This window comes from Streptomyces sp. NPDC059008, from assembly GCF_042749045.1.
Taxonomy (GTDB): domain Bacteria; phylum Actinomycetota; class Actinomycetes; order Streptomycetales; family Streptomycetaceae; genus Streptomyces.
Window position 1 is genome coordinate 219,922 of the sequence record NZ_JBHYJC010000002.1, and the last position, 13,324, is coordinate 233,245.

At 73.7% G+C, this 13,324-nt stretch carries 13 protein-coding genes; 7 read left to right on the forward strand and 6 right to left on the reverse strand.

The window, feature by feature from the left end:
• Positions 1-165: 165 nt before the first annotated feature.
• Both murQ and ACFWZH_RS03920 read right to left on the reverse strand, forming a co-directional pair.
• On the reverse strand, positions 166-1,107 hold the full coding sequence (murQ, locus tag ACFWZH_RS03915) for an N-acetylmuramic acid 6-phosphate etherase (protein ID WP_384425017.1): 942 nt from the start codon (positions 1,105-1,107) through the stop codon (positions 166-168).
• Between the two features lie 41 nt (positions 1,108-1,148).
• Positions 1,149-2,111, reverse strand: a complete 963-nt coding sequence (locus ACFWZH_RS03920; RefSeq protein ID WP_384425019.1) for a MurR/RpiR family transcriptional regulator — start codon at positions 2,109-2,111, stop codon at positions 1,149-1,151.
• A 131-nt stretch (positions 2,112-2,242) separates the two neighbouring features.
• On the opposite strand from ACFWZH_RS03920, the gene ACFWZH_RS03925 reads away from it, so the two are divergent.
• The 3 genes from ACFWZH_RS03925 (at position 2,243) to ACFWZH_RS03935 (ending at position 3,680) form a co-directional block, all read left to right on the forward strand.
• Positions 2,243-2,605, forward strand: a complete 363-nt coding sequence (locus tag ACFWZH_RS03925) for a hypothetical protein (protein ID WP_384425021.1) — start codon at positions 2,243-2,245, stop codon at positions 2,603-2,605.
• Between the two features lie 51 nt (positions 2,606-2,656).
• Positions 2,657-2,932, forward strand: a complete 276-nt coding sequence (locus tag ACFWZH_RS03930) for a DUF4031 domain-containing protein (RefSeq protein ID WP_384425023.1) — start codon at positions 2,657-2,659, stop codon at positions 2,930-2,932.
• 202 nt (positions 2,933-3,134) lie between these two features.
• Positions 3,135-3,680 (forward strand): pyridoxamine 5'-phosphate oxidase family protein, encoded by a 546-nt coding sequence (locus ACFWZH_RS03935; RefSeq protein WP_384425025.1) that lies wholly within the window; start codon positions 3,135-3,137, stop codon positions 3,678-3,680.
• An 87-nt stretch (positions 3,681-3,767) separates the two neighbouring features.
• Here ACFWZH_RS03935 and ACFWZH_RS03940 read toward each other — a convergent pair whose 3' ends face one another.
• Both ACFWZH_RS03940 and ACFWZH_RS03945 read right to left on the reverse strand, forming a co-directional pair.
• Complete coding sequence (locus tag ACFWZH_RS03940; protein ID WP_384425027.1) at positions 3,768-5,021, reverse strand: Cmx/CmrA family chloramphenicol efflux MFS transporter; 1,254 nt, start codon at positions 5,019-5,021, stop codon at positions 3,768-3,770.
• A gap of 67 nt (positions 5,022-5,088) precedes the next feature.
• Positions 5,089-5,790: a hypothetical protein gene (locus ACFWZH_RS03945; RefSeq protein ID WP_384425029.1), complete on the reverse strand. Its 702-nt coding sequence runs from the start codon at positions 5,788-5,790 to the stop codon at positions 5,089-5,091.
• Between the two features lie 127 nt (positions 5,791-5,917).
• On the opposite strand from ACFWZH_RS03945, the gene ACFWZH_RS03950 reads away from it, so the two are divergent.
• Positions 5,918-6,646 (forward strand): copper homeostasis protein CutC, encoded by a 729-nt coding sequence (locus tag ACFWZH_RS03950; protein WP_384425031.1) that lies wholly within the window; start codon positions 5,918-5,920, stop codon positions 6,644-6,646.
• A 17-nt stretch (positions 6,647-6,663) separates the two neighbouring features.
• On the opposite strand, the gene ACFWZH_RS03955 is transcribed toward ACFWZH_RS03950, so the two are convergent.
• Positions 6,664-7,935 (reverse strand): MFS transporter, encoded by a 1,272-nt coding sequence (locus ACFWZH_RS03955; RefSeq protein WP_384425033.1) that lies wholly within the window; start codon positions 7,933-7,935, stop codon positions 6,664-6,666.
• 206 nt (positions 7,936-8,141) lie between these two features.
• Between ACFWZH_RS03955 and ACFWZH_RS03960 the strand changes: the two genes are divergently transcribed.
• Positions 8,142-8,516, forward strand: a complete 375-nt coding sequence (locus ACFWZH_RS03960) for an ArsR/SmtB family transcription factor (protein WP_384425035.1) — start codon at positions 8,142-8,144, stop codon at positions 8,514-8,516.
• 126 nt (positions 8,517-8,642) lie between these two features.
• On the opposite strand, the gene ACFWZH_RS03965 is transcribed toward ACFWZH_RS03960, so the two are convergent.
• Entirely contained in the window at positions 8,643-10,739 is a 2,097-nt protein-coding gene (locus ACFWZH_RS03965; protein ID WP_384425037.1) for a HelD family protein, read from the reverse strand.
• Positions 10,740-11,033: 294 nt separating this feature from the next.
• Between ACFWZH_RS03965 and ACFWZH_RS03970 the strand changes: the two genes are divergently transcribed.
• Together ACFWZH_RS03970 and ACFWZH_RS03975 are read left to right on the forward strand one after the other, a co-directional pair.
• Positions 11,034-11,243 carry a hypothetical protein gene (locus ACFWZH_RS03970; protein WP_384425039.1) on the forward strand — a complete coding sequence of 70 codons (210 nt, stop codon included), beginning with the start codon at positions 11,034-11,036 and terminating at the stop codon, positions 11,241-11,243.
• A gap of 377 nt (positions 11,244-11,620) precedes the next feature.
• The gene (locus tag ACFWZH_RS03975; RefSeq protein ID WP_384425041.1) at positions 11,621-12,922 is read left to right on the forward strand and encodes a glycosyltransferase 87 family protein; all 1,302 of its coding nucleotides are present in this window, start codon (positions 11,621-11,623) and stop codon (positions 12,920-12,922) included.
• Positions 12,923-13,324 lie beyond the last annotated feature (402 nt).

Below are 13,324 nucleotides of genomic sequence, written 5' to 3' on the forward strand. Positions count from 1 at the left end.
GGAACACCGGGTGCTGTGGGCCCTGTGGGCGCTGAGGGGGATGGGGGCGCTGAGGGGATGAGGGTGGTGTGGGGTGTGACGGGTGTACGCCGGGTGTGTGACAGGTATTGGGGGTGTGGGGGTGTGGCCGGCTGGGGTGGTCAGGGGGGTAGCGCTCTTTGGGGGTTAGTGCTTTTGGGCTGCTTCGAGGGCTGCTCGGAGGTGGCCGCCGGAGGCGTCGAGGAGGCGGGCGGCGGTCGGGCCGTCGACGTCGCCGAGGAGGGTGAGGACGGCGTTCTTCACCTCGCCGCCGGTGCTGCTGAGGGCCTTCTCGATCTCCGGGTCCGTGGCGCCGGTGGCGAGTGCGACGATGCGCCGCGAGCGGGCCCGCAACTTGTCGTTGGAGGCGCGGACGTCGACCATCAGATTCCCGTAGGTCTTGCCGAGGCGGATCATGGTGATGGTCGAGAGCATGTTGAGCACGAGCTTTTGCGCGGTGCCCGCCTTGAGGCGGGTGGAGCCGGTCAGCAGCTCGGGGCCGACCACTATTTCGATGCCGTGCTCGGCGGCCGCGGCCAGGGCCGAACCGGCGTTGCAGGACAGGCCGATGGTCAGTGCGCCGTGGGCGCGGGCGTGCTCGACGGCGCCGATCGCGTACGGCGTGCGGCCGGAGGCCGAGATGCCGACGACGGTGTCGAGTTCGGTCAGACCGATCGCGGTCAGGTCCTCGACCGCGAGTTTCTCGCTGTCCTCGGCGCCCTCGACGGCGGTGAGCAGCGCGGAAGGGCCGCCCGCGATGAGGCCGAGGACCTCGGACGGGTCGGTGTTGAAGGTCGGGGGGCATTCGCTGGCGTCCAGCACCCCGAGGCGGCCGGCGGTGCCGGCGCCGGCGTAGATCAGGCGTCCGCCGCGGGCCATCCGGGCGGCCGTGGCGTCGATCGCGGCGGCGATCTCGGGGAGGCGCTTGGCGACGGCGGCGGGGACGGTGGCGTCCTCGTCGTTCATCGTGCGGGCGATGTCGAGGGTGGGGCGGCGGTCGATGTCGGCCAGGTCGGGGCGGAAGGCCTCGGTGGTGAGGGTGTCGAGCTGGGCCCGTAGGCCGGTGTCGTGGTCGGCGGTGGAGGTCATGGACGTGACGGCTCTTTCCAGCGGCGGACGGCGGGCGGGGGTCAGTGCCGGTTGTTGCGGGGGGAGTGGCGGTGGGCCAGGGCCTCGTAGGACGCCGAGAGGGCGGGCGCGGCGGTCTCGTAGGTGCGTTGGGCCACTCCTATGAACAGGCAGTCCACGACCAGTAGTTGGCTGGTCCTGGACGACATCGCGGCGGGGCGGAGTTCGCTTTCGCGGGCCGTGGAGGTGGTCAGGATGTGGTCGGCGTAGGCGGCGATCTCGCCGTCGGGGCGGCCGGTGACGGCGATGGTCGTGGCGCCGTGGTCGAAGGCGACGCGGAGGGGCTCTATGACGTCGGTGGTGCGGCCGGAGTGGGTGATGGCGACGGCGACGTCGCCGGTGCGCATCTGTACGGCGTTGGTGACGGCGAGGTGCGGGTCCGCGTGGGCGTGGGCGATCAGGCCGATGCGCAGGAGCTTTTGTGCCAGGTCCTGGCCGACGAGGTGGGAGGCGCCGACGCCGTAGACGTCGATGCGGCGGGCTGCGCAGAGCGCGGCGACGGCCGCTTCGAGCTGGGTGACGTCCAGCCCGGCCGCGGTGTCGGCCAGGCACTGCTGCTCTTCCTGTGCCAGCTTCGCGACGACGTCGACGAGGGAGTCGTCGACCGCTATGTCGGCGGTCACGGCGGGTGCGCCGCCGGCCGCCTGCTGCGCGGCGAGCGCGGCGAGCGCGAGGCGCAGGTCGCGGTAGCCCGGGTAGCCCAGCAGTCGGGAGGTGCGTACGACGGTGGCCTCGCTGGTGCCGGTGCGTTCCGCCAGGCCGGTGACGGTGAGCGCGGCGCAGCCGGCCGGGTCGCTCGCGACGGTCTCGGCGACCCGCTGCATGGAGCGGGTCATCGTCGGGGCGAGCGTGCGGACCTTGGCGGCGAGCGCCGCGGGGGCGGGTGGGGTCGGGGCCGGCCGGGTCTCGACCGGCGCTTCCTTGAGAGATTCCTTCTTGAAAGTTTCCTTCACGCTGCTACTCACCCTTGAAAAGTAATTTCATCCGCTCGTTGCGTCAATACCCTCCGTGAGGGCTGTGGATACCCGTCCCGACCCGCGGCGGGGCCTGTGGACAACGCCGGGCGCCGGCTCGTCGCCGGGAGACAATGGGGGACATGGAGCTGGAACAGGCATTGCACGCCGCGCGGGCGCTGGTGCTCGCCGACCTGATGGCGGACGAGGTGGCCGACGCCGACATCGTCTCGCTCGTGGAGGACGCGGTCGTTCACCGCCGGTGGTGGGTGGAGCAGTGGCCTGAAGGCGCGGAATTCGTCGCGGGACTGATAGCGCAGGACGTCCAGGACGCCCTCCTGGAGCGGTACGGCCGCTGGCCGCTGTGCCCCGTGTGCACGGAGTCGGGCGATCCCCATGCCCTCGATGTCGAACCGGAGTTGGGGCCCGACCCGCACTGGGTCTGCCCCAAGACGGCGGTCGCGGTGGCCCGGGTCGGCCGACTGCGCGCCCAGGCGGAAGGCTGAGGTGGCTGCCCGTGCGCGGGACTGACGGCGCGATTCGGCCGGAGGGCTGACGTGGCGGTCTATATCGACCGGCCCATCTGGCCGGGGCACGGTCGTATGTGGTCGCATCTGGTCAGCGACGAGTCCTTCGACGAGCTGCACGCCTTCGCCGCGCGCCTCGGTGTGCCCCGGCGGGCGTTCGAGCGCGATCACTACGACCTGCCGGCGGAGCGCTATGGCGACGCGGTGCGGGCCGGAGCGGTCCAGGTCGGCAGCAAGGAGCTGCTGCGCCGGCTGACGGCCGCGGGCCTGCGCCGGCCCAAGCACCGGCCGCCGCCGGATCCGTGAGGCGCCGCTTCGTATCCGCAAGGCCCCTCTGCGTACCGGTGCGGTCACACCCGCACGGCCCGCACTCGCACGGCCCGCACCCGTACGGCCCGCTGCGGTGCGTCGTAGCGGCGGGCGGATGTCGCCTCCCCGCACGATGGGCCCTGGCCGTGCGCCGTGCCGAGCGCACCGCACCGACAGCGGCGTACCGAGAGGGGAAGCGATGTCAGTCAGCGCACCGGGCAGAGAACCGGTCACCGAGCTCGATCCGGCCTACAGCAGCCAGGACGCCCATGCGACCGCATGGTCCGCGGCCGTCGGCGGCATGTCCGAGGCGGATATCTTCTGGCTGGCGACCGTCCGGCCCGACGGCCGTCCCCATGTCACCCCGCTGCTCGCCGTCTGGGCGGACGACGCCCTGCACTTCACCACCGGCCCCGGCGAACGCAAGGCCAAGAACCTCGCGGCCAACCCGCACTGTGCGCTGACCACCTCCACCGCCGGCGGCAACGACCTGCATGTGGGCCTCGATGTGGTCGTCGAGGGGGATGCGGAGCGGATCGAGGACGAGTCGACGCTGCGCCGCCTGGCGGAGCTGTACGTCGACAAGTACGGCAGCGACTGGCAGTTCGACGTCCGCGACGGGGCGTTCGACCACCGGGGCGGACGCGCCGTCGTCTTCCGCGTCGAGCCCCGCCGGGCCTTCGGTTTCGGGCGGGGCGAGGCGGAGTTCAGCCAGACGCGGTGGACGTTCGACGGCGGGGGGTGAACGAAACGGCGGGGGGCGAAGGGCGCGGCGGGCCGGGCGGGGACCATGGGGGCGCCCCCGCCCGGCCCGGATCGGCGCCGGCCCGGATCAGCGCTGTTCGACGGCCTCCGGCAGGGGCGCCGCCGCGTTCGGCGATCCGGCGACGAGCCGGGAGCGGCTGGTCGAGCGGTGCAGGCGGAAGGCGAGGGCGGTGGTGACGACGGCGACCGCCGCCAGTGCCGCACCGGTCCAGGCCACGGCCGGGTAGCCCCAGTGCGCGCTGATGGCCAGGCCGCCGAGCCAGGGGCCGAGGGTGTTGCCGATGTTGAACGCGGCGGTGGTGGTCGCGCCGGCCAGCGTCGGTGCGGCGTTCGCCACGTTGAACATCCGGGCGTTGAGGGCCGGGGCCGTGGTGAAGGCGGTCACCCCGAGCATCAGGGAGAGCGCGACGGCGGCGAACGGGTTGTGCGCGGTCAGTGCCAGGACGGCGAGGACGACGGTGGAGGCGGAGATGCCGCCGAAGAGCGTGCCGAACAGATGCGCGTCGGCGATCCGGCCGCCGATGAACGTACCGATCAGCGCGCCGACGCCGAAGAGGGCGAGCACCGTGGGCACCCAGCTCTCGGCGAGGCCGGCGGTGTCGGTCAGCAGCGGCGAGAGGTAGGAGAAGAGCGCGAAGACCGCGGCGCCGTTCATGGCCGTGGCGATCAGCGCCAGCCACACCTGCTTGTCCTTGTAGATGGTCAGCTCGCGGCGCAGCTGCGGGCGGTCGTCGCCGGTGGGCACGGCCGTACGCGGCACCAGCGCCACCACGCCGACCAGGCCGATCGCGGCGAGTACGGCCACCGCCCAGAACGCGGCGCGCCATCCGGCGTGCTGGCCCAGGAGCGCGCCGGCCGGGACGCCGGCGATGTTGGCGATGCTCAGGCCGCCGACCATCACGGCCATCGCGCGGGCCCGTGCGGTCACCGGCACCAGTGACACGGCGACGGCCGCGCCGACCGCCCAGAAGCCGGCGCAGGCCAGTGCGCTGACCACGCGCGAGGCGAACAGGATGCCGTAGGACGGCGCCAGCGCGCCGGCCACCTGGCCGAGGCCGAAGACCGCCAGCAGCGCGATCAGCGTCGTGCGGCGGGGCAGGCGGAGCGTGGCCGCGGCGAGCACCGGGGCGCCGACCACCATGCCGATCGCGAAGGCGGAGACCAGCAGCCCGGCCTGCGGGATGGAGACGTCCAGGTCGCGGGCGAGCGGCTGGAGGATGCCGGAGAGCATGAACTCGGACGTGCCGAGCGCGAAGACGGACAGGCCGAGGACGTACACGGCGACGGGCAGGCGGGCGCGGTCGGATGGTGGTGCTGGCATGTCAGCTACTAACAGGGGTAGGACGGCGGGCATTCCCGGCTGTGGCGCCAGGGGTGTGAGAGGTCGCTCACCCGCCGCCCAGGAGGTCCAGTTCGGTGGCCAGGTTGCGGCGCGCCAGGTGCTCGAAGCGGTCGTAGCCCTGCGGGGTGCGGAACAGGACGGGCAGGGCGAGGAGTTGGCGCAGTACGGCGGAGCGTCCGGCGGCGAATTCGGGGTCGGGTACGAAGGCGTACTCGGCGCGGACCGCCGCGGCGTAGGCGGCGTAGGCGTCGGGTGGGCCGCCGAGCACCGCGAGATCGGCGTCGCACAGCACCTCGCCGTCGGGGTCGTCGGGTGCCGGGTCGTGGGTGGTGGTGAGCCGCACCAGGCGGGCGACCTCCGCGGTGCGGGCCGCGCCGATGCCCAGCTCGGGCAGTGCGCGTTCGGCGAGGGCGGCGCTGCGCTCCTCGTTCTCGGAGCGGTCGGGCCGGTAGACCGCGTCGTGGAACCACGCCGCCAGCTGGACGACGGGCAGGTCGTCGGCGTGCGAGGCCAGTTCGTCGATGCGCGTCAGGACCGCGGCCAGGTGCTCGACGGTGTGGTAGTGGCGCTGTGTCTCGCTCCACCGGGCGAGGAGGTTGTCCGCGTACGGGCCGGGGTCCGGGGCCGGTGCGTCGGCGGGCGCCGCGGACTTCCGGCCGTCGCGGGCCGCGGTGACGGTGGTGGCCCAGCGCCGGTGCAGTTCCTCCAGCAGGGCGGTGGTGTCGGCCGTACGGGGCACGGGGGTCATGGGAATCATTGTGCCGGAGCGCCGGTCAGGCCGTACGCTGGGATATTGGACTAGACCTGTTGTCCGATGTGGGCTTCCCCGGCGCCGGGCCCCGCCCGCCGCGCCGTCGTCGAAGGAATGGGGTCATATGAGCAAGCGCGCGCTCCTGGAGGTGATCGCCCTGGGGCCGCAGGACGCGGTCGCCGCCCAGGCCGGCGGTGCCGACCGGCTGGAACTCGTCGCCGACATGGCGGCCGACGGGCTCACGCCCTCCCTGGCCACCTTCGCGGCGGTCCGGGCGGCCGTCGACATCCCGTTGCGGGTGATGCTGCGGGCCGCCGACGGGTTCGCGGCCGGTGACCTTCAGGCGCTGTGCGAGCGGGCGGCGGCGCTGCGGGCCGAGGGCGCGCGGGAGTTCGTCCTGGGGTTCCTCACGCCGGACGGGCGGGTGGATCTCGACGCGGTGGCGGCGCTGGCCGAGGTCGTCGACGGCTGCCGCTGGACCTTCCACCGGGCCCTGGACCGGGCCGCCGACCGGGACGCGCTGCGCAAGGAGCTGGCGGGCACGGCGGGTGCCGCCGGGCTCGACACGTATCTGACGGCCGGTGACGCCGGCGGTGTCGAGGCGGGGCTGCCGGTGCTGCTGACGGAGCAGGCGCGTACGGCGGCGGGCGAGCCCGGGTACGCGCCGCGGATCCTGGTCGGCGGCGGGCTCGGGCTCGGCCATCTGCCGGCGCTGCGCGCGGCCGGCCTGGACGCGTTCCACATCGGGGGCGCCGCCCGGCCCGCCGGCTGGTCCGCGCCGGTGGACGCGGCGGCGGTACGGCGGTGGCGGGAGGCGCTGGACCGGGTGGTGGTGCCGGGCGGCGGCCTCTAGGGGCGGCGTCTCACGGCTCAGCGGCGGCCGGCGCCCTGGACGGCGGCATCGCTGCCCTGAGGGGCGGCGCCGTTCTGCGGGGCGGTGGTGCCGTCGGCGGAGGTGCCCTTGAGTGTCGCGGCCCGTGGACCCTCGCCCTCGCCCGGCCCCTCCGCCGACCGTCGCGTCGTGACGGCCGACAGGGCCACTACGGCCAGGGTCAGCGCCGTCGAGGCGAGCGGGAGCCAGCGGGCGCCGAGGACGGTGAGGGCGAGGCTGCCGACCCCGCCCGCGGCGGCTATGCCCAGGTAGAGGGCGCTGCTGTTGAGGGAGATCAGCAGCGGCGCGTTGGGCGGGTCGATGGAGGCCAGGCGGTGCGGCAGCGCGACCGCGACGGCCCAGGCGGCGAGCGGGGAGACGGCGGCGTAGAGCAGCGCGCCGGGCATCGTGCCGGAGAGCCAGGGCAGCGCGAGGAAGGCCGCCGCGGCCGCGCCGCCGCCGGACAGCAGCACCGCGCGGGTGCCCAGCCGGTCGACGGCCCGGCCGCCCAGCCAGTTGCCGGCGACCGAGGCGACGCCGGAGACCAGCATGATCAGGCTGAGTCGGCCCGGGTCGCCGCCGGTGGCGGAGCTCACCGCCGCACCGAGGTAGATGTAGACCACGTTGATGGCGAGGAAGAACACCAGGGTGGTGGCCGCGGCCTCCAGGACGCGGCGGTTGCGCAGCGGGGCGAGGCGGGTGCGCAGGTCGGGGGCCGCGGTCGGGGCCGGGAGGCCGCGCAGCAGGAGGGCGAGGCCGAGGAACGCCGCGGCACCCAGGGCGACCACCAGCCACATCGTCAGCCGCCAGTCCGTACGGCCGAGGTAGGTGCCCAGCGGGACGCCGAGCGCGGTGGCCACGGTCATGCCGCCGAGGACGGTGGCCAGCGCGCGGCCGCGGCGCTCCGGTGGCACCAGGCTGGTGGCGACGGCGTTCGCGGTCGGGGTGTAGAGCGCGGCGCCGGCCGCGGCGAGCACCCGGGTGGCGAGCAGCACCGGGTAGTTCGGCGCGAGGGCGCTGAGCGCGTTGGCGAGGGTGAAGACGGTGAGCGCGGTCAGCAGCACCCGGCGGCGCGGCCACCGGGCGGCGGCGGTCGCGAGGACCGGGGCGAGCACGGCGTAGGACAGCGCGAAGACGGTGACCATCTGGCCGGCCGCGGGGACGGAGATGTCCAGGTCGTGGGCGACGAGGCCGAGGATGCCGGCGGTCACCATGGAGTCGGTGCCGACGGCGAAGGTGCCGAGGGCGAGCAGGAGTAGACGCAGACGCACGGGTGTCCTTCCCGGTACGGGTGACGGGGCAGGCGGGCGAGTAAGTTTGATGTGCGTCAAACAATAGAGACTGTTGGATGGATGTCAAACAACTTCGGGAAACGGGTCGGGAAATAGAGTGGGCCGGGTGAGGCCGGGTGAGACGGGGACCGGGCGGAACCGAGGCCGGACGGGACCGGGAAGTGGCGGAAGGAAGGCACGGCGCCGTGGTGAATGACGTCGAGGCGGGTGACGGCGAGGGCACGCTGCTGGAGCAGCCGGCGGCCGCCGACATCCAGCTGGTGAAGGTGCTGCACGCGCTCGGGGACCCGACGCGGCTGCATCTGCTGCGGATCTACGCGAGCGGGCGGCAGTACGACTGCTCGTCGGAGCGGCTGGGGCTCGCGCACCTGCACAAGTCGACCGTCTCGCACCACATGCGGATCATGCGCGAGGCCGGGCTGACCAGTACGCGGGTCGTGGGGCGCAACCGCTATGTGCAGCTGCGCCGAGCCGACCTCGACGCGCGGTTCCCCGGCTTCCTGGAGGGGCTGCTGACGTCCCTCGAAGGGGAAGAGATCCAGGGCGTGACCATTCCGTAGGCCTCGGACGCGCCCGAGGCGCAGGGATATCGCTCCCTGGATCTCGGACGCGCCCCGAGGCCCGGAGGTGTCGCCCCGGTCTCCGCGAGCCCGCGGCGCCCGCCACCTGGAGCGCGGGCCCGGGGCTCAGCCCCGAGGCATGCCCGACGCCGCTTCGTCGTCGGCCAGTTGCTCCGGAAGCGGGGCCGCGTGGACCACCGTCAGGCCGGACACCGGCCGGGTCAGGCACACGTACAGGCGGCGCAGACCGGTCCGCTCGTCCGGTTCGCCGTCGACGATCGCGGCCGGCTCGTCCACCACCACGTAGTCGTACTCCAGGCCCTTGGCGAGCGTGGCGGGCACCAGCGTCAGCCGGGCGGCGGCCGAGGTCTCCTGACCGGGGGACAGGCACACCACCCCCGCCGCCTCCAGGGCCGCGCGCAGCGGCGGGATCCGCGCCTCCGCCGCGATCAGGCCGATCGAACCCTCCTTGGCCAGGGCGTCCTCGCAGGCCGCGAGGGTCGCGGCGACCAGGTCCGCCGGCTCGACCCGGCGGATCTCGAAGTCGCCCGCCGACTCGCGGATCGAGGTGGCCTCCGTCAGATCGGGGGCGATGGCGGGCAGCAGCCGGGACGCGTACCCGATCACCTCGCGCGGTACGCGGAAGCCCTGGGTGAGCTCCTCGACGGCCGCGCCGGGCTTGCCCAGATGGAACAGGGCCTCCTCCCAGGTGCCGGTGGCCCACGGGGTGGTCCCCTGGGCGATGTCGCCGAGGACGGTCGCCGAACCCGTCGTGCAGCGGCGGCCGACCGCGCGGTACTGCATGGGGGAGAGGTCCTGCGCCTCGTCCAGGACGACATGGCCGAGCGAGTGGGTGCGCGTGATCAGATCCATCGCCTCGTCGATCAGCACCGCGTCCGCGGCGGACCACCGGGCGCCCTTCACGCTGCGGGCCGGCTTGGCCCACAGAATCGTCTTCTGCTCCTCGGGCGAGAGGATCCCCTCGGCCTGCTCGGCGAGGAACTCGGCGTCACCCAGCAGCCGCAGCACCAGCTTCGCCGGATCGACCGGCGGCCAGACCGCCTTGACCGTGGCCTTCACGGCGGCGTTGCGGGCCACCGCGTCCTGCACCCGGTCGTCCGGGGCCTCACCGGCCTGCTCCATACGGACCAGGACGGCGTGCGCGATCCGCTGGGGCAGCGCCTCGCGGGCCGCGCCGTAACGGATGTCACGCTCCGTCAACTCCCGTACGATCTCTTCGAGTTCGTACGCCGGTACGCGCCAGCGGCGGGAGCCGCGCACGACCACGCACGGCTCCTCGGGCATCGTGATGTGCGAACGCAGGGCCCGCCGCAGGACCTCCGCCATCCGCGCGTCGCCCTTGACCGTCGCGGCGGCCGCCTCGTCGGCGCCGCGCACCTCCACATGCCCCACCAGGTCGTCGACCGTGGCCTGCGCGACCTCCAGCTCGCCCAGCGCCGGCAGGACCTGCTCGATGTAGTGCAGGAAGGAGCGGTTGGGACCGATGACGAGGGTGCCGGAGCGGGCCAGCCGCTCGCGGTGCGCGTACAGCAGGTAGGCGACACGGTGCAGGCCGACGGCCGTCTTTCCGGTGCCCGGCGCTCCCTGGACGCAGACCGAGCCGCCGATGCCGGCGCGCACGATCTCGTCCTGCTCGGGCTGGATCGTGGCGACGATGTCCCGCATCGGGCCGACGCGCGGGCGCTCGATCTCCGACTGCAGGAGCCGGCTGGTTTGGGCCGCCTCCTCCGGGTCGGTGAGGTGCTCGTCCTCGTACGCGGTCAACTCGCCGCCCGTGTAACCGAATCGGCGGCGCAGTTCCAGGTCCATCGGGTCCTTCTTGGAGGCCCGGTAGAACGGCTGGGAGACGGGGGCGCGCCAGTCGATGACCATCGGGTCGCCGTCGGCGTCGTGGACGTGCCGCCGGCCGATGTAGAAGTTCTCTCCCGCGGCGCCCTCGGCGAGGTCGAGGCCCGGTGCGTGGAGGTAGTCCAGGCGGCCGAAGAACAGCGGGGTGTGGGAGAGGTCGGCGAGCGCCTTGGTACGGGCGTCGATCTCCCCTTGGAGCACCTCGGCGTTGACCCAGTTCGCGGTGACGTCGGCGATGTTCAGCGCCTCGGCGTCCTCGCGCATGGCGCGCAGCGCGTCCCTGGAGGCGGCGAGGTGGTCCTTCTCGCGCTGCAGGGGGTCTTGGGGTGAGGTTCGGGGGGCGTGCGAGGGCACGGCGTTGCCTCCGGGGGCGGGTCAGCGGCGTGAAGCGAAGAGCCGGCCGGTTTCCGACCGGACGGCGGCACTCCTCGGCGGGAGGCAGGCAGACGCGGGAGTGTAGTTCAGCCTCCGCGGACCGCGCCAACGGATTTTCTCCGGCACCGCGGCGGCCCGTACCCGTGGGGGACGACCCTGACGGACGTCGGTCTGCCGTAGGGGGTGGGATAGGCCTGGAGGCTGACGGAGAACCCGTGCGGGATGGGCCTATGGACCGATGTGCTGCAATCGGGTGAATCCCATCATGGAGGCATGAGCAGCGCAGCGATTCCACCAGCCGCCGTCCCCTCCACCGCACTCCACCCCGCCAGAGGCGCGACCGCCCTCGGCACCGCTTCCGCCGCCGGCGCGGCGGTCGTCCACGGGCATCGCCATCTCGTCGGCAACGCCCTCCGCGCGATCAAGGTCTTCGCCGCGGCGGCCTTCAGCGTCGCCGTCCTGGGCGAGTACGCGGACGACTGACCCCGCCACCGGCCGCAGCCCCGTGTGCCGGACGCCCAGTGCGCGGTCGTGCACAGAGCCGACCGTGGATCGACCGGAGTGTCTATCGACCAGAGCGCGTATCGACCGGAGCGCGTATCGACCCGAGTCCGTATCGACCCGAGTCCGTATCGACCCGAGTCCGTATCGACCGAACGCGGTGCCGACGCCGTGCTGCCGCGTGTGCCGAGCAGACTGCGTATGACTCGTCTACGGGGCCGACTCCGGGCCGACTCCGCCCGGCCACCCAGATGACCGGAAACCGTTACAGAAGGTCGGCCTCGATCCACTAGCGTCGCCGCAGGGTGCCCTCAGGGCGACGGAGCGCGCGCCCAGGGCGACGACGAGGGGGTCAAAGGGTGTGTGCCGCCGACGGGACACGGACGTGGAGACGCACCTGGAGACGGACCTGGGCCCTGAGCACCACGAGACCCCGTCGGGTGATACCCGCGGCCGCGCTGCTCGTGGCGTCGTTCGCCGCACTGTGGGTGCTCTACCAGCTCCAGCCGATGCCGATGTCCGACATCGCCGTCTACCGCGCCGAGGGGGAGGCCGCCGCGACCGGCGGTGATCTCTACGGCTTCACGGTCACCCAGTGGCATCTGCCCGCCACCTACCCGCCCTTCGCCGCCCTGCTCTTCATCCCCACCACCTGGCTCTCCCTCGGCACCCTCAAGATCGCAGCCGTGGTCGTCAACGCGGCGCTGCTCGCCCTGCTGATCCACCTCTCCTGCAAGGCCGCCGGTCTGCGCAGGGCCGCGCACAGCGCGCCCACCCTCCTGACCGTCACCGCACTGGGCCTCTGGCTGGAGCCCGTCTTCCAGACCTTCGTCTTCGGCCAGGTCAACCTCGCCCTGGCTTGCCTGGTGCTGTGGGACCTCTCCCGCCCGGACGGCGCGCGCTTCAAGGGTTTCGCCACCGGCCTCGCGGCGGGCATCAAGCTCACCCCCGCGATCTTCGCGGTCTACCTCCTGATCACCGGCCGGGTGAAGGCCGCCGGCACCGCCCTCACCGGCTTCCTGCTCTCGGCGCTGCTGGGCTGGCTGGTGCTGCCCGACGCCAGCATCGAGTTCTGGACGCGGCGGATGTTCGAGACCGGGCGGGTCGGCAAGGTGTGGATCGTCGACAACCAGTCGCTGCAGGGGCTGATCAGCCGCGTTCTGCACGATCCCGAGCCGGGCCTGCTGTGGGCGGTACCGGCGGTGCTGACCGCGGCGGCCGGGCTCGCGGTGGCTCGCCGCGTCCACCGGCGGCGCGGCCTCGACGCCTGGGGCGTGCTGTGCACGTCCGTCACCGCGCTGCTGGTGTCGCCGATCAGCTGGTCCCACCACTGGGTCTGGTGCGTGCCGCTGCTCATCGCGCTCGCCGCCCATACCCGGCGCAGCCGCCCGCGCCGGGCGCTGCTGGCCGCCGTCACGCTCGCCTTCACCGTCCGCACGATGTGGATCGTGCCGCACACCGGCGATTTCGACCTGCGCCTGCCGTGGTGGCACCAGCCGCTGGCGGCCCCGTACCCGCTGCTGGGCCTCGCGCTGCTGGCGACCGTGGTCTGGTGGACACGGCAGCCGGCCGGCGCACCCGGCACCCCGGGTGCCCGCGGCATTCCCGTACCGAGGGCCGCCGGGAGCGGACAGGAACTACCGGCCCGGCCCCGGAGGTGATCCGGCGGGCGGTACCTACGGGGGGTACCTAGGGGCGGCATCTAGGGGTGGCATCTAGGGAGCGGGGGAACAGATCCCGTAGGGGATGCGAGGGCCCCCTGCGGGGCCACAACGCGCGGGGCGGGGCTTTATTTCGATCGGCGCGGGGAGTCGCATCCGCCTCGCGCCCCGGGCCGTCGCATTCGCCGTCGCAGGCACACGCCCGTACGGCCCGCGTACGGCGCACCCCGCCTGCGGCGCACCCCGCCTGCGGCGCACCCCGCCTGCGGCGCACCCCGCCTGCGGCGCACCCCGCCTGCGGCGCACCCCGCCTGCGGCGCGCCCCGCTTGCGGCGCGCCCCGCTTGCGGCGCGCCCCGCTTGCGGCGCGCCCCGCTTGCGGCGCCCCGCGTACGGCGCCCCC